Annotated in this window: 14 protein-coding genes; 6 read left to right on the top strand and 8 right to left on the bottom strand. The window is 74.1% G+C overall.

What is annotated here, in order from left to right:
* Positions 1–20 precede the first annotated feature (20 nt).
* Positions 21–1,280, top strand: a complete 1,260-nt coding sequence (locus ACFZB3_RS29230; RefSeq protein ID WP_391380345.1) for a GDSL-type esterase/lipase family protein — start codon at positions 21–23, stop codon at positions 1,278–1,280.
* Between the two features lie 11 nt (positions 1,281–1,291).
* Here ACFZB3_RS29230 and ACFZB3_RS29225 read toward each other — a convergent pair whose 3' ends face one another.
* Positions 1,292–2,404, bottom strand: coding sequence for a zinc-binding dehydrogenase (locus ACFZB3_RS29225; protein WP_391380342.1), 1,113 nt, complete (start codon positions 2,402–2,404; stop codon positions 1,292–1,294).
* A gap of 201 nt (positions 2,405–2,605) precedes the next feature.
* Between ACFZB3_RS29225 and ACFZB3_RS29220 the strand changes: the two genes are divergently transcribed.
* The 3 genes from ACFZB3_RS29220 to ACFZB3_RS29210 all read left to right on the top strand — a co-directional run bounded on the left by ACFZB3_RS29220 (position 2,606) and on the right by ACFZB3_RS29210 (position 5,363).
* Positions 2,606–3,268, top strand: coding sequence for a WHG domain-containing protein (locus ACFZB3_RS29220; protein ID WP_391380341.1), 663 nt, complete (start codon positions 2,606–2,608; stop codon positions 3,266–3,268).
* 137 nt (positions 3,269–3,405) lie between these two features.
* Positions 3,406–4,701 carry a histidine kinase gene (locus tag ACFZB3_RS29215; RefSeq protein ID WP_391380339.1) on the top strand — a complete coding sequence of 432 codons (1,296 nt, stop codon included), beginning with the start codon at positions 3,406–3,408 and terminating at the stop codon, positions 4,699–4,701.
* Positions 4,698–5,363 carry a response regulator gene (locus ACFZB3_RS29210; protein WP_391380337.1) on the top strand — a complete coding sequence of 222 codons (666 nt, stop codon included), beginning with the start codon at positions 4,698–4,700 and terminating at the stop codon, positions 5,361–5,363. Before ACFZB3_RS29215 ends, ACFZB3_RS29210 begins: the two co-directional genes overlap by 4 nt.
* Here the strand turns inward: ACFZB3_RS29210 and ACFZB3_RS29205 are convergent.
* Both ACFZB3_RS29205 and ACFZB3_RS29200 read right to left on the bottom strand, forming a co-directional pair.
* Positions 5,324–5,608, bottom strand: coding sequence for a DUF6332 family protein (locus ACFZB3_RS29205; protein WP_391380335.1), 285 nt, complete (start codon positions 5,606–5,608; stop codon positions 5,324–5,326). The two genes, ACFZB3_RS29210 and ACFZB3_RS29205, sit on opposite strands and share 40 nt — an antisense overlap.
* Before the next feature lie 73 nt (positions 5,609–5,681).
* A complete protein-coding gene (locus ACFZB3_RS29200) occupies positions 5,682–7,157 on the bottom strand; it encodes an MFS transporter (protein WP_391380332.1) in 1,476 nt (491 codons plus the stop codon).
* An 86-nt stretch (positions 7,158–7,243) separates the two neighbouring features.
* Here ACFZB3_RS29200 and ACFZB3_RS29195 point away from each other — a divergent pair, with 86 nt between their 5' ends.
* Complete coding sequence (locus tag ACFZB3_RS29195; RefSeq protein ID WP_391380330.1) at positions 7,244–7,645, top strand: MarR family transcriptional regulator; 402 nt, start codon at positions 7,244–7,246, stop codon at positions 7,643–7,645.
* A gap of 42 nt (positions 7,646–7,687) precedes the next feature.
* Here ACFZB3_RS29195 and ACFZB3_RS29190 read toward each other — a convergent pair whose 3' ends face one another.
* From ACFZB3_RS29190 to ACFZB3_RS29180, 3 genes are read right to left on the bottom strand one after another with little or no spacing between them, the layout of a single operon-like run.
* Positions 7,688–8,422: a maleylpyruvate isomerase N-terminal domain-containing protein gene (locus ACFZB3_RS29190; protein WP_391380328.1), complete on the bottom strand. Its 735-nt coding sequence runs from the start codon at positions 8,420–8,422 to the stop codon at positions 7,688–7,690.
* 37 nt (positions 8,423–8,459) lie between these two features.
* Complete coding sequence (locus ACFZB3_RS29185; RefSeq protein ID WP_391380325.1) at positions 8,460–9,164, bottom strand: type II CAAX prenyl endopeptidase Rce1 family protein; 705 nt, start codon at positions 9,162–9,164, stop codon at positions 8,460–8,462.
* Positions 9,165–9,177: 13 nt separating this feature from the next.
* Entirely contained in the window at positions 9,178–9,411 is a 234-nt protein-coding gene (locus ACFZB3_RS29180; RefSeq protein ID WP_391380323.1) for a hypothetical protein, read from the bottom strand.
* Positions 9,412–9,533: 122 nt separating this feature from the next.
* On the opposite strand from ACFZB3_RS29180, the gene ACFZB3_RS29175 reads away from it, so the two are divergent.
* Entirely contained in the window at positions 9,534–11,279 is a 1,746-nt protein-coding gene (locus tag ACFZB3_RS29175) for an alpha/beta-hydrolase family protein (protein ID WP_391380320.1), read from the top strand.
* Positions 11,280–11,318: 39 nt separating this feature from the next.
* Here the strand turns inward: ACFZB3_RS29175 and ACFZB3_RS29170 are convergent, their stop codons facing one another.
* Complete coding sequence (locus tag ACFZB3_RS29170) at positions 11,319–12,485, bottom strand: MFS transporter (protein ID WP_391380317.1); 1,167 nt, start codon at positions 12,483–12,485, stop codon at positions 11,319–11,321.
* 103 nt (positions 12,486–12,588) lie between these two features.
* Positions 12,589–13,983 carry an aminotransferase class I/II-fold pyridoxal phosphate-dependent enzyme gene (locus tag ACFZB3_RS29165; protein WP_391380315.1) on the bottom strand — a complete coding sequence of 465 codons (1,395 nt, stop codon included), beginning with the start codon at positions 13,981–13,983 and terminating at the stop codon, positions 12,589–12,591.
* Positions 13,984–14,142 lie beyond the last annotated feature (159 nt).

Genomic DNA, 14,142 nt, shown 5'->3' with positions numbered 1-14,142 from the left:
TCGTACGGAACGCAGAGGCGATGAACACCGACCCCCACTGGACCACCACGCCGATCACCGCCGGCCTCCTGCGCGGCGCCCTCGACCTGGAGCAGACGGAGCACGGCGTCCTGCCGCACCGGCTCCCGGCCCGGGCCCGCGCCCAGTGCGCCGACCCGCAGCTCGCCATGGTCGAGTCCCAGCCCTCCGGCGTACGCCTGGTGTTCCGCACCCGCGCCACCGCCCTGGAACTGGACACCCTCCCCACCAAGCGGCTCTACGTCGGCGCGCCACCGCGCCCGGACGGCGTCTACGACCTGCTCGTCGACGGCACCCTAGCCGGCCAGGGCAGCGTCTCCGGCGGCACGGTCCAGGTCGTCGACATGAGCGCCGGGAGCACGGAGCTGCGCCCCGGCCCGGTCGGCACCCTCCGCTTCACCGGCCTGCCCGGGCACGAGAAGACCGTCGAGATCTGGCTGCCGCACAACGAGACCACCGAACTGGTCGCCCTGCGCACCGACGCCCCGCTCACCGCCGCACCCGAGCACGGCCGCAAGGTCTGGCTGCACCACGGCAGTTCGATCAGCCACGGCTCCGACGCCGCGAGCCCCACCGCCATCTGGCCCGCACGCGCCGCCGCCCTCGCCGGGGTGGAGCTGGTCAACCTGGGGCTGGGCGGCAGCGCCCTGCTCGACCCGTTCACCGCCCGCGCCGTCCGGGACACCCCCGCCGACCTGATCAGCCTCAAACTCGGCATCAACGTCGTCAACACCGACCTGATGCGGCTGCGCGCCTTCGGCCCCGCCGTGCACGGCTTCCTCGACACCGTCCGCGAGGGGCACCCCACCACCCCGCTGCTGGTCGTCTCGCCGATCCTGTGCCCCATGCACGAGGACACACCGGGCCCCACCGCCATGGACCTGAGCGCGTTCGGCGCCGGCCGGCTCACCTTCACGGCCGCGGGCGACCCGGCCGAGCGCGCGAGCGGCAAGCTCACCCTGAACGTCATCCGGGACGAACTGTCCCGGATCGTCGCCCAGCGCGCGGCCGAGGACCCGAACCTGCACTACCTCGACGGCCGTGCCCTCTACGGCGCGGCCGACGCCGCCGAACTCCCGCTGCCCGACGGCCTCCACCCGGACGCGGCCACCCACCGCCGTATCGGCGAACGCTTCGCCGGGCTGGCTTTCGGCGACGGCGCTGCGTTCGCGGACGGCGGTGCGTTCGCTGAGGGGGGCGCGTTCACGCAGGGTGGCGCGTCGGCGGAGGGCGGCGCGTCGGCGGAGGGCGGCGGCCGCTGAGCCGGCGGTCCTCATCGGGCCGAGTCGGGCGAAGCCCCGTCGGCGCCGTCCGGGACCAGTACGACCTTCCCCGCGACCGTCCCCGACTCGGCGAGCCGCAGGGCCTCGGCGGCCCGGGACAGGGGCAGCCGCGCGGCGATGCGGGCGGTGACCTCGCCGCGCTCGAAGGCATGGAACACCTGGGTGAGGTCGGCGCTCAGCCGGGCCCGGAAGCGGTCCTTGCCGAGGGCGCGGCCCTCCCAGACGTTGAAGAAGCAGGCGTGCCGGCCGTTGGGCAGCGCGTTCCACAGCCACACCCGGCCGAGGATCTTCAGCACGGGGAGCTGCTTGGAGCCGGAGTCGTCGCGGGTGGTGGCGCTGCCGTAGGCGACGAGGGTGCCGCCCGGGGCGAGCAGCCGCCAGGAGTCGACGACGCTGCGGCCGCCGAGATGGTCGAAGACGGCGTCGACGCCGCCGGGGGCCAGTTCCCGGACCCGGGCCGGGACGTCGTCGGCGCGGTAGTCGACCGGGGTCACGCCCAGCTCCCGCAGCGCGTCGTGGTGCCGGGCGGAGGCGGTGCCGATCACCCGGAGGCCGGCCGCGCGGGCGAGCTGGACGAGGACCGTGCCGACGCCGCCGTTGGCCCCGTGCACCAGGATCGTGCCGCCGCTGCGCACCCTGGCCTTGCGGTGCAGCATCTGCCAGGCCGTGATGCCGTTGACGACCAGCGTCTCCGCCTCCGCCGCGCCGACACCGTCGGGCACCCGCACGGCGTCGGCCGCGTCGAGCACGACGTGGCTGGCCCAGCCGCCGACCTTCACCAGTGACGCCACCCGCTTGCCGACGAGCCCGGGCGCGACGCCCTCCCCGGCCGTGAGCACCGTGCCGACCAGGTCGTAGCCGGGGACGAAGGGGAAGGGCGGCTGGTCGTAGTAGCGGCCGCGGCGCATCTGCTGCTCCGCGAAGGAGACGCCGGTCGCCTCCATGCGGACGACGATCTGGCCGGCGGCGGGGGCCGGGATCCCGCGGCGCTCGATACGGAGGCCCTCCGGCTCCACGATGCCCGGCAGGACGACCTCGACGAGCTGGGTGCTTCCGGTGCCCGCGGTGTTTCCGGCGGTTCCTGCGGTCTCTTCGATTCCCATGACGACGGCCTCCGTGCGTAGCTGCGAGTAGATGCATTCACAAGCGGGAGAGGTTCTCGCTTGCGTTAGAAGCTATAACTAACATGACTGGCGCTCGCGGGAGTGTCAAGTCATTGCGGTGGTTGGAGGCTTCGCGACCGTTAGAAGTGCTCTCGAAAGTGATAACTTGAAACGAAGGTGTGCGAGAGGAGCGTGACGGTCATGGCGGCAGACGCGGACGCGGTGAGCCCCCGCGAGCGGTACCGGAGCCAGGTGCGAGCGGACATCAAGGCGCGCGCCTGGGAACAGATCGCCAAGTCAGGCGCGTCGGGCCTGTCCCTCAACGCGATCGCCAAGGAACTGGGCATGAGCGGACCGGCCCTCTACCGCTACTTCGGCAGCCGCGACGAGCTGATCACCGAGCTGATCCGGGACGCCTACCGCAGCCTGGCCGACACCTTCCGGGCCGCCGCCGGTTCCGCGGCCGGTATCGGCGGCCTCGCCCACGCCCTGCGCCGCTGGGCCCTCGACGATCCCCAGCGCTACTTCCTCGTCTACGGCACGCCGGTCCCCGGCTACCAGGCGCCCGAGGACATCACCGGCATCGCCCGGGAGATCATGGAGGCCCTGCTCGACGTCTGCGCGGCGGCCGAGCCCGAGGCGCCTGCGCCGGTCTCCGCCGGGTTCACCGCGCACCTCTCCCAGCACCGCGAGTGGGCCGGCGGCCACCCCGCGCCGCCGGGGGTGCTGCGCCGGGCGCTGGCCTTCTGGACCCGGATGCACGGGGTGCTCTCCCTCGAACTCGCCGGCCACTTCACGGGCATGGGCTTCGACCCGGACCGCCTGTTCGACGCCGAGGTGGCGGAGCTGGCACCCGGCCGCTGACCAGGCCGCTGACCAGGCCCCTGATCCGGTCGCCGACCAGCGCGGGCGGTCGGCCGCCACCTACTACCGGGGGAGTACGCGTGATCACCTCGCCGGGCTGACGCCCGCGCGGGGCGAGGGCGTCTAGCGTGGCGGTCATGGACGAGCGGCGGGTACGGGAGCGCGGCCCCGCGCAGTGGTGGTACCACGGCCCCCCGTGGTGGAACCACCCGGAAGCCACCGGCAGCCCCGGCACCGGAGCCACCACGACCGGCACCGCCCACCGCCACCGCCTGCCCTGGCGCTCCACCCTGCTGCTCACCGTCCTCGTCCTGGCCGGCTCGAACTTCGCCGCCCACACGCAGCCCCACCGCGAGCACCTCGACACATACGCCCGCCTGCTGCTCCTCGCCGCCTGTGCCCTGCTGCTGTGGCGGCACCGGCACCCCGTGACCGTGGCGTTCGGCACGGCCGCGCTCGCCCTGGTCTACCTCGGTGCCGGCTACCCGTACGGACCGGTCTTCGCGGCCGTCGCCGTGGCCTGCTTCAGCGCCGTCGTCGCCGGGCACCGCCGGGCCGCCTGGGCGGCCCTCGGGGTGCTGTGGGCCGGGCATCTGCTGATCTCGCTCTGGCTGTACCGGTGGCTGCCGCCGCCGGGCGACACGGGTGCGAACCCCGGCCAGGAGGTGTTCGTCGCCACCTGGGTGCTGATCATCGTCTCGCTGGCCGAGCTGGTCCGGCTGCGGCGCGAGCAGTGGGCGCGGGAGCGGGCCGACCGGGCCCAGGCGGCCCGGCGCCGCGCGGACGAGGAACGGCTGCGGATCGCTCAGGAGTTGCACGACGTCCTGGCGCACAGCATCTCCGTCATCAACGTCCAGGCGGGCATGGGACTCGCGCTTCTCGACTCCGACCCCGAGCAGGCCAGGTCGGCGCTGACCACCATCAAGGCGGCCAGCAAGGAGGCCCTCGGCGAGGTGCGTCAGGTGCTGGACACCCTGCGCGCCCCGGGAGACGCGCCGCGGGCGCCCGCGCCCGGTCTCGGGCGGCTGCCGGAACTGGTGGAGCAGGCGGCGAGCGCCGGACTCGCGGTGGACGTGACGGGGGAGCCGCCGCGCCTCGCGCCCGGCGCCGACCTGGCCGCCTTCCGCATCGTGCAGGAGGCCCTCACCAATGTCGTACGGCACTCGGGTTCGCGCCACGCGCGCGTGCGGCTCGAACACGGGGGAGGGGAGCTGCGGTTGCGGATCGACGACGACGGTCCGGCGACCGGCGCGGACGCGGGCGGCAGCGGGAACGGGCTGGCCGGGATGCGGGAGCGGGCGGCCGCCCTGGGTGGCGCGATCGAGGCGGGACCACGCACCGACGGCGGCTTCCGGGTGCTCGCCGTACTGCCCTTGGACGACCGGTACGGCCGCGACGGCCGCGACGGCGGGGATGACAGGGAGGACCGATGATCCGGGTGCTGCTCGCCGACGACCAGTCGCTGGTGCGGGCCGGTTTCCGGGCGTTGCTCGACGCGCAGCCGGACATCGAGGTGACCGGTGAGGCGGCGGACGGCGAGGAGGCGCTGCACAAGGTGCGCGAACTGCGCCCCGACGTCGTCCTGATGGACATCCGCATGCCGCGTCTGGACGGCCTGGCGGCGACCCGGCGGGTCACCGGCGAGCCGGAGCTGGCGGACGTCAAGGTGGTCATGCTGACGACGTTCGAGCTCGACGAGTACGTCTTCGAGGCGATCCGGTCCGGTGCCTCCGGCTTCCTGGTCAAGGACACCGAGCCGGACGAACTGGTGCGGGCGGTCCGGGCGGTGGTGGCCGGCGACGCGCTGCTGTCGCCGGGGGTGACGCGGCGGCTGATCGCGGAGTTCGCGGCCCGTTCCAAGGAGCCGGCCGCCGCCGACGTCCTCGCCCGGCTCACCGAGCGGGAGCGGGAGGTGATGGCCCTGGTCGGCATCGGACTGTCCAACGAGGAGATCGCCCGCCGGCTGGTCGTCAGCCCCCTCACCGCCAAGACCCACGTGAGCCGCACCATGATCAAGCTGGGCGCCCGCGACCGCGCCCAACTGGTCGTCCTGGCCTACGAGTCGGGGTTGGTGCGGCCGGGCTGGCTGGGCTGAGCCGAGCGCTGGTGACGGACCAGCACGCAGACGACCCGGGCGAGGAACAGCACGGTTGCGAGCACCGCGCCCACGACGGGCAGCGCGCGCTCCAGGCTCCGGGGCAGGTCGAACAGGAGGGCCGGACCGGCCACCGCCCCGAAGACGACGACGGCCGCGAACACCGCGCTGCAGAGCGCGTATCCGATCTCGACGGTGATCGCGTCCCGCTCGGCCCGGCTTCGCCGTCCCCCGTGCATCGTCATCCCGGCAGTCTCACAGCCGTGTGCCCGGCGGGGCAACGGGCCCCGCCGGGCACACGGTGGGAGGCGTCCCCGTTCAGTCGCGTGCGGACACGCGCTCCGCCTCCAGGGAGGTGGACTTGGCGATCACGACGGTCTGCTGCGGGCGCCGGGTGCGCAGCCCCGTGAGCGTGATCAGCAGCCCGGCGAGGGCCACGGCCGCCACCACCACGAACCCGGGACGGTAGCTGTCGAGCACCGCCTGCGGGGTCGCGTGGGCGGGCGCGCCCGCGGTGACCACGGCCGTGACGATGGCCAGGAAGATCGCTCCGCCCACCTGCACCGAGGTGTTGAGGAGCCCGGAGACCATGCCCTGCTCGTGGTCGTCGACGCCGTTGGTGGCCTGGATGTTGAGGGAGGGGAAGACCAGGGCGCAGGCCGCGCCGATCAGCAGCATCGACGGCAGGATCGCCGCCGCGTAGGCCGGGCTCAGGTCGACGCGGAGGAACAGGGCGTATCCGGCGACCATGAACGCGAAGCCCGCCGCGATCAGCCGCTGGGTGCCGAAGCGGTCCACGATCGCGCCGACCTTGGTCGAGGACACCGCCACGAGCGTGCCCGCGGGGAGGAAGGCCAGGGCGGTGTGCAGCGCGGACCAGCCGAGCAGGGACTGCATGTAGAGGGTGGTCAGGAACTGGAAGCCGACGTACGAGCCGAAGAAGGCGATCGCGCCGAGCTGGGCGCGGACCTGGTTGCCCGAGCGCAGTACGCCGAGGCGGATGAGCGGTCCGGGGGAACGGCGTTCGACCTGGACGAAGACGGTCAGCAGGACGGCGACCGCGAGGAAGGAGAGCAGGGTGCGGGCCGACGCCCAGCCCACCTGCGGCGCCTCCACGACGGTGAACACCAGGAGCAGCATGGAGGCGGTGCCGAGGATCGCGCCGGGGATGTCGTAGCCGTTGTGGTCGCGTTCGCGGGAGCTGCGCGGCAGCAGCCTGAGTCCGACGAGGAGCGCGATCAGGGCGATGGGGGCGGGCAGCAGCATGGTGAGGCGCCAGCTGGCCTCGGTGAGCAGGCCGGACAGCACCAGGCCCATGGAGAAGCCGGTGGCCGCGCAGGTGGTGTAGATGGAGAGGGCGCGGTTGCGCAGCGGGCCCTCCGGGAACGTGGTCGTGATGATCGAGAGGCCCGCCGGTGCGGTGAAGGCCGCGCTCAGGCCCTTGATGAAGCGGCTGGCGATCAGCAGCGGGCCCGAGTCGACGAGGCCCCCGAGGAGCGAGGCGAGCGCGAAGACGCCGAGGGCCACGAGGAACACCTGGCGCCGGCCGAGCAGGTCCGCGGTGCGGCCGCCGAGCAGCAGCAGGCCGCCGTATCCCAGGATGTAGCCGCTGACGATCCATTGCAGCGTCGAGGTGGACAGGTGCAGGTCGGAGCCGATCGACGGCAGGGCGACGCCGACCATCGACACGTCCAGCGCGTCCAGGAACATGGCGGCGCAGAGCACCAGCAGCGTGCCCCAGAGCCGGGGAGTCCAGCGTCCCTGGGAAGCGGGGGCGGTGAGCGGAGAGGTCATGGATCCAGACACTACATGCACATGCATCGAATGCAAACGCATTTAATTACGATGCAACAATCCCGATTCTCTGCTACGGTGCGCGAATGGCGGCGAAGAAGCCCGAACAGGCGCTCGTGGAGCAATGGCGGGACATCCTGGCCCTGCACGCCCGCACCCAGTGCGAGCTGGACCGTGCCCTGCACGGCCACGGTCTGTGCGGCAGTGACTTCGAGGTCCTCGACCTGCTCTCCGACGGCCCGGCGGCGGACGGCGGCTGCAGCTTCCGGGTGCAGGAGATCGCCGAGCGGGTGCACCTCAGCCAGAGCGCGCTGTCCCGGCTGATCGCCCGCCTGGAGAAGGACGGCCTGGTCGAGCGGGCCATGTGCCCCGAGGACCGGCGGGGCGTCCGGGTGGCGCTCACCGGCAAGGGCCGCACGCTGCACGGCGAGGTGCTGCCGGTGCAGCGCGCGGTGCTCACCCGGATGCTGGCCGCCGAGCCGGGCTGAGCCCGGCCGGACCGGCCGCTCGCCCTCGACGGCAGTTCGGAGTCAGATTCCGGAGTTCGTCAGCCACAGACCGGCCAGTTCCGGGTCGCCGATCACCTTCGGCACCGGCGCCCGGTTCCACAGGGCCAGGTACAACTGATCGGCGGGACCGGCGAGTTCGGCCGTCGCGTCCTGGGGCGCGCCGAGTTCCGTGACCGGCGGCCGCTCCGAGAGCCGTACGGTCCAGGCCGCGTCCGTGTCCACCGTGCGCACCGCCAGCACCCGCGGGTGCTCGCTGCGGACCCGGCTGCGTGAGCGGGCGTGGAAGCCGCGCAGCAGTTCGTCGATGCCGTCGACCGCGAAGCCCGTGCCGACCCGGGTGGCCGGCCCGCCCCGCGCCGCCTCGGCGTCGTACCGGTGGACGGTCGTCTCGTGGGCCTGCCTGCGGAGCCAGAAGGCCAGCGGTGAGGAGACGGGGGCGGGGTGGAAGGTCCAGCACGTCACGTCCCGCGGTGCGGCGCCCAGGGTGCCGACGAGCCGGCGGTGGCCGTCCGTGTACCAGTCGGTCAGTTCCGTGCCGTCGATGTCCGGGGGCTCCGGGACGGGGCGGGGCGAGGTCTCGGCGTCGGCGACCACACCGGCGGCCCACCGGTGGATGGTGCCGGTGTGCCGCAGCAGGTCGCGCACCTGCCAGCCCGGGCAGGTGGGCACCGGGGCGTCGAGCCCCGCGTCCGTGGCGGCCGCGGCCAGCAACCGGCCCTCCCGGTCGAGGATCTCGAGGAACTCAGCAGTCTCCATGCCGCGAGTCTGCCGGATGCGGGGCCGTTCCCTGCCGCTAGCGCAGCAGGAACCCCACCGCGTACCCGAGCGCGTTGACCGCCCAGTGCAGGCCCATCGGCGCCAGCAGGGAGCCGCTCCGATCGCGCAGCCAGCACAGCAGACACCCGGCCACGGCCGTGAACAGCACGGCGCCGACGTCCACCAGGACCGCCCCGGCGACCGACTGCCCGAAGAGCGAACCCAGCGTCGGCTTCTCCTTGTTGAGGTTCAGCGAGGGCAGGATGTGCCAGAGGCCGAAGAGCACGGAGGAGAGGACCGCTGCCGTCGTGGCCGTGCGCAGACGGCACAGCAGCGCGAACAGCACCCCGCGGAAGGCGGTCTCCTCCAGCAGCACCGTCCCCACGGGCACCGCGACCAGCGCCTTGAAGGCGATCTCCGCACCGCTCAGCGTGTCCGTCCGCTGGTCGGCGAACAGCCCGCGGGTGACCGGCAGCAGGGCCGCGCACAGATAGACCGCCGCGACGATCCCGATCAGGGCCGCCGCCCAACGCACCCCGTCCGCAAGGGCGTTCCGCCCCAGCCCCAGCTCCTGCCAACTGCCCCCGGCCCAGAACAGCAGCCCCACCAGGACGGCCGAGGCGAGGACCGCGGTGAACAGGATCCAGGACCCGGCCCAGCGGTTGTCCAGCAGGTTCGCCGCCACCAGCACCGCCACCACCGCCGCCACGGCGGTACGGGTGGGGAGCCGGGGGAGGCGCACGGCGGGCGCGATGTCAGAACCCGACCGGGCCGCGACGCGGCAGGCAGGTCGCGCGGTGCCCGCCGCTCCGGCTCCTGTTCCGGCCACGGCTCGGCACGGTACGGACGACGGTGACGGCCCCGGTCCCGGCCTTCCCCGGCAGGGCGCCGGTCCGGAGGGTGCGGTCGCAGGCGGGGACCGCGCCCGGCTCCGGCGCGACCACGGCGACGGACGAGGCGGCGTGCTCGGTCGTCCGGGCCCCGGCCATGCCCACCACGATGGGACACCCCCTGCGGCTCCGCACCTTTTCCCGGAGGGGAGCGCGGCCCGGAAGGATCTTCCGGATGCGGTGGCGGGTGCGGTGGCCGATCGTGGTCCCGAGGTGGCGAAGTGAGTGGTGCGGGCAGGGCTCTGAAGCGTACGAAGGAATGGACCCGGCGGACGGCGGAGCGGGTGCGCGGGCACCTGGGCCCCGACCGGGTGGTCCGGCGGCGGCCGTGCTGGGGCGGGACCACGGGCGCCGTCCTGTGCTACTGCCTGTCCCTCACCCCGTCCCTGCTCCCGCGGGCCTGGTGGCTGCAGGGACTCGCGGCCGGCGTGTCGGCGGCCGTCGGCTACGCCGTCGGGGCCGTACTGGAGACACTCGCCCGGCTGCTGCTCCGCTGGGCCGGGGCCCGCATCCGCCCGCGGGTCCGCCGTACCCTGTGGGCCGCGCTGGAGGTGCTCGGCGCCGCCGCGGTGGTCACCGCCACCGCCTGGAGCGTCCGTTGGGAGGGCCAGGTCCGCCGGGCGGTGACGCTGCCCCCGCACATCGTCCGGTGGCAGTGGGCGCTGGTCCCGGTCGTGGCCGCGTTCGTCGCGGTGCTGCTGCTCCTGATCGCCCGAACGGTGCGGCTGGGCACCCGCGTCGCCGCCCGCGCGTTCGACGCACTCGTCCCGCGGCCCGTCGCGTACGCCACCGGGGTCGTCCTCGCCGCGTTCGTGATCGTCGGCGTCGTCCAGGGCTTCCTGCTGCGCGCCGCGCTGGACGCGATCGAGAGCGGCGCCTCCCTCGCCGACCAGGGCACCACCAAGGGCGTGTACCGGCCAGGCCTGCCCACCCTCTCCGGCAGCCCCGGGTCCGCCGCGCACTGGGACACCCTGGGTGCCAAGGGCCGCGACTTCGTCGGCACCGCCACGCCCCGCGCCGACATCGCCGCCTTCACCGGCCGCCCGGCCGACGATCCGGTACGGGTCTACGTCGGCCTGCGCTCCGCCGACACCCTCGACGAACGCGCCGCCCTCGCCGTACGCGAACTCGAACGCACCGGCGGCTTCTCCCGCAGGATCCTCGCCGTCATGGGCACCACCGGCACCGGCTGGATCAACGACCAGGGCAGCAGACCCCTGGAGTACATGTGGGGCGGCGACACCGCCATGGTCGCCATGCAGTACTCCTACCTGCCCAGCTGGGTCTCCGCGCTCACCGAGGACGAGGCCGCCGCCACCGGGCGGGCCCTCTTCGACGCCGTCTACGCCAAGTGGCGGACGCTGCCCGCCGGTTCCCGCCCCCGGCTGCTCGTCTACGGCGAGAGCCTCGGCTCCTTCTCCATGGAGTCCGCCCTGAACGGCTCCCTGCCCACGCTCGTCGCGGAGACCGGCGGCGCCCTGTTCGTCGGCCCGACCTACGACAACCCGCTGTGGAAGTCCGTCACCGCGCAGCGGCAGCCGGGCAGCCCCGAGTGGCGTCCGGTGGTCGCCGACGGAGCACATGTGCGCTTCGCGCAGGTACCGGCCGACTACCGGATCCCGGACGCGCCCTGGGGCGAGCCGCGCGCGGTCTACCTCCAGAACGGCTCCGACCCGGTCGTCTGGTGGTCGCCCGACCTCGCCTTCCACAAGCCGGACTGGCTGGACCGGCCACGGGCCCGGGACGTCTCGGCGGCGATGCAGTGGTACCCGCTGCTGACGTTCTGGCAGGTGGCCTGCGACCTGGCCGGCGCCGACAGCGTGCCGGACGGGTTCGGCCACCGGTACGGAACCCTGCCGACGAGCGCGTGGGCGCGGATCACGAACCCGCCCGGGTGGACGGACGCCGACACGGCGAGGCTGGCCGGGATGCTGGAGTCGGTGCGCGAGCCGGGGCTGCTGGACTGAGCGGGCGTCGTGCCGTCCAGGGCCCGGCGGTGAGTTCGGTCAGTGCCCTGCCGTGCGCCGGGTCAGCAGTGCGATGGCGGCGGCGGTGGCGGCCAGGGCGGCGACGGTGGTGAGGGCGGTGGGGAGGGAGAGCCAGTCCGCCATGAAGCCGATGGCGGGCGGTCCGAGGAGCATGCCGCCGTAGCCGAAGGTGGAGGCGATGGCGACGCCCTCGGGGCCGGCCAGCCTGCCCGCGCGTTCGACGGCGACGGGGAAGAGGTTGGCGAGGCCGAGACCGGTGATCGCGAAGCCGAGGAGGGCCGCCCACAGGGCCGGGGCGAGCGCGCCGAGCAGCATGCCGGCCGCGGCGGTGGCGCCGCCGAGGACCAGGGTGCGCGTCTGGCCCAGGACCTCCAGCAGCTTCGTCCCGCTGAGCCGGCCGACGGTCATGGCGAGCGCGAAGCAGGAGAAGCCGACGGCGGCCACGCCGGGTGCGGCGCCCAGGTCCTGCTCCAGGTGCAGGGCGCTCCAGTCGGCCATGGCTCCCTCGCCGTAGGCCGTGCACAGGGCGATCAGGCCGAACGTGACGACGAGCAGCCGGGTGCCGGGCGCGAGGCGGCGCGGTGCGGCTGTCCCCTGCGGTGCGTCGTCGGCGGGGGGTGCCGGCGGTGGGGTGCGGAGAAGGGTGCGGCCGGCGAGCAGGGTGACCACGAGGCCGACGCCGGTGAGGCAGAGCAGGTGCTGCGTGGGGGTCAGCACGCCCGCGATCAGTGAGCCGAGACCCGAGCCGAGCATGCCGCCCAGGCTGAAGGCGGCGTGGAAACTGGGCATGATCGGGCGCCGCAGGGCTCGGACCAGGTCGACCGCTGCGCTGTTGAACGCGACGTTGATGCCGCCGTAGGCGCTGCCGAACACGAGCAGGACGGCGCCGAGGGCCGGGACCGAGTGGGTGAGCGGGGGCAGGGCGACGCTGAGGGAGAGCAGGACGGCGCAGACGACGGTCACCGGGTGGGCGCCGTAGCGGCGGCACAGCCGTCCGGTGAACATCATCGTGATCACGGCCCCGGCCGAGACGCCGAGCAGGGCGAGCCCCAGGGCACTGGCCGAGGCGCCGGTCTGTTCCTTGATGGCCGGGATACGGACGACCCATCCGGCGAAGACGAAGCCGTCCATGGCGAAGAAGACGGCCAGGGCGATACGGAGTCGGGTGAGGGCGTTTCCGGGCACGGCGTTGTGCGTCCGGGTTTTGTTTATTAGCGGCACAAACTCAGGCTAGGTGAGCGCCGGGGCTGGGACAAGGGCGGTGGGCGGGGGCCCGGTCCGGCGCCCGTCACGGCGCGTGGGTGCTCCGGAGGCCGGCGAGGAGCTCGGCCGCACCGGCGAACCGGGCCTGCGGGTGCCAGACGGGCAGCCGTACGAAGGTGCGGTGCCCGCCGTGCGGAGAGAAGGCCGGGCCGGCGGTGAGCCGGATGCCCCGGGCCAGGGCGTGCTGGGCGAGGGCCACGGCGTCCTGGCCGGTGTCGGTCCACAGGCCCGATCCGCCGGCGGGCGTGCTCCACCGCCAGCCGGGCAGCACCGTACGGAGCACCTCCTCGGTCACCGCGAACTGCTGTGCCAGGAACTCGCGGCGCAGCACGCGCTGCCGGTCCGCCCGGGGCAGCAGGAGGAGAGCCGCCAGCTGGTCGGCGACCGGCCCGCCCAGGTCGATGCCGCCGCGCAGCGCCGCGAGCCGCCCGACGATCTCCCGGGGCCCGCGCACCCACCCGACCCGGAGCCCGCCCCAGAACAGCTTGGACAACGTGCCCACGATCAGCAGGCGCTCCGGGTCGGCCATCCGCTCCAGCCCCGGCAGCGGGTCCGACCGGAACCAGCCGAGCTCCGCCTGCGACTGGTCGTCGACCACCAGGGTGCCGTGCCGGGCCGCGAGGCCGGCGACGGACCTGCGCTGCGGCTCCGGCACATGGACGCCGGTCGGGTTGTGCAGCGCGGTCTGGACGTAGAGGAGGTCCGCGTCGGCGACGGCGGCTTCGAGCAGGTCCAGGTCCGCGCCCACCGGGGTGAAGGGGACGCCGCGGACCCGGCCGCCCGCTCCGGCGAAGGCTTCCAGCGCGCCTCGGTAGCTGGGATCCTCGACGAGAGTGCGGGTGCCCGGCCCGGCGAGGGCCGTCGCGATCAGCCAGACGGCCTGCTGGGAACCGGCGGTCACCAGGACCTGGTCCGCACGCGTGGGCAGACCCTGCGCCGTGATCCGGGCGGCCAGCGCGGCCCGCAGCTCCGGCAGCCCCGCGGGGTGGTAGCCCGTCCCCCGGAGGTGGTGCCTGCGCAGCTGCCTGCCGACCTCCGGCATGACCTCCGCGACCAGTTCGGAGCCGGGCAGCGCCCCGGAGGAGAGATCGACGACCACCTGTCCGGCGCCGAACGAGGTCAGCCGTCCCTCGTCCGGCCGGACGAGACCCACGGCGCCCCGGACGTAGGTGCCCGACCCCCGCGCCGCGGCCAGGCGGCCGCTCGCCGTCAGCTCGGCGTACGCCCGCGCGACCGTGCCTCGCGCCACGCCGAGCGCGGCCGCCAGCGCACGCTGGCCGGGCATGCGCCATCCGGCGGGCAGGTACGAGCCGTCGATCAGCTCGGCGAGCGCGTCCCGGAGCGGCACGCTCACCGACGCCTCGCCGCGCCACACACCGAGCAGCCGCGCCACCCGCTCGGCGTCCTCGTCCGTCCGCATCGACCGCCCACCTTCCGGCTCGGATCAGTAGGCCTCGGACCACCAGGCGTCGGTCCATACCGCCCTGGTCCACTCGGCCTCGGTCCATTCCGCCTCGGTCTACCCCGCCTTCGTCCACTCCGGTCGCTCCACCTTGGTCCACTCGGCCCCAAGTGGACC

The sequence above is a fragment of the Streptomyces sp. NPDC008092 genome (assembly GCF_042957285.1).
Classification (GTDB): Bacteria; Actinomycetota; Actinomycetes; order Streptomycetales; family Streptomycetaceae; genus Streptomyces.
Note: the sequence above shows the minus strand (reverse complement) of the source record. Positions and strands in the feature narration are given on the sequence as shown.

Excerpts from the sequence above, each read along its gene's own strand:
- ACFZB3_RS29205 (WP_391380335.1), bottom strand. The coding sequence starts at position 5,608 with ATGACGATGCACGGGGGACGGCGAAGCCGGGCCGAGCGGGACGCGATC.
- ACFZB3_RS29180 (WP_391380323.1), bottom strand. The coding sequence starts at position 9,411 with ATGGCCGGGGCCCGGACGACCGAGCACGCCGCCTCGTCCGTCGCCGTG.
- ACFZB3_RS29190 (WP_391380328.1), bottom strand. The coding sequence starts at position 8,422 with ATGGAGACTGCTGAGTTCCTCGAGATCCTCGACCGGGAGGGCCGGTTG.
- ACFZB3_RS29215 (WP_391380339.1), top strand. The coding sequence starts at position 3,406 with ATGGACGAGCGGCGGGTACGGGAGCGCGGCCCCGCGCAGTGGTGGTAC.
- ACFZB3_RS29225 (WP_391380342.1), bottom strand. The coding sequence starts at position 2,404 with ATGGGAATCGAAGAGACCGCAGGAACCGCCGGAAACACCGCGGGCACC.
- ACFZB3_RS29195 (WP_391380330.1), top strand. The coding sequence starts at position 7,244 with ATGGCGGCGAAGAAGCCCGAACAGGCGCTCGTGGAGCAATGGCGGGAC.
- ACFZB3_RS29200 (WP_391380332.1), bottom strand. The coding sequence starts at position 7,157 with ATGACCTCTCCGCTCACCGCCCCCGCTTCCCAGGGACGCTGGACTCCC.
- ACFZB3_RS29165 (WP_391380315.1), bottom strand. The coding sequence starts at position 13,983 with ATGCGGACGGACGAGGACGCCGAGCGGGTGGCGCGGCTGCTCGGTGTG.
- ACFZB3_RS29210 (WP_391380337.1), top strand. The coding sequence starts at position 4,698 with ATGATCCGGGTGCTGCTCGCCGACGACCAGTCGCTGGTGCGGGCCGGT.
- ACFZB3_RS29230 (WP_391380345.1), top strand. The coding sequence starts at position 21 with ATGAACACCGACCCCCACTGGACCACCACGCCGATCACCGCCGGCCTC.
- ACFZB3_RS29220 (WP_391380341.1), top strand. The coding sequence starts at position 2,606 with ATGGCGGCAGACGCGGACGCGGTGAGCCCCCGCGAGCGGTACCGGAGC.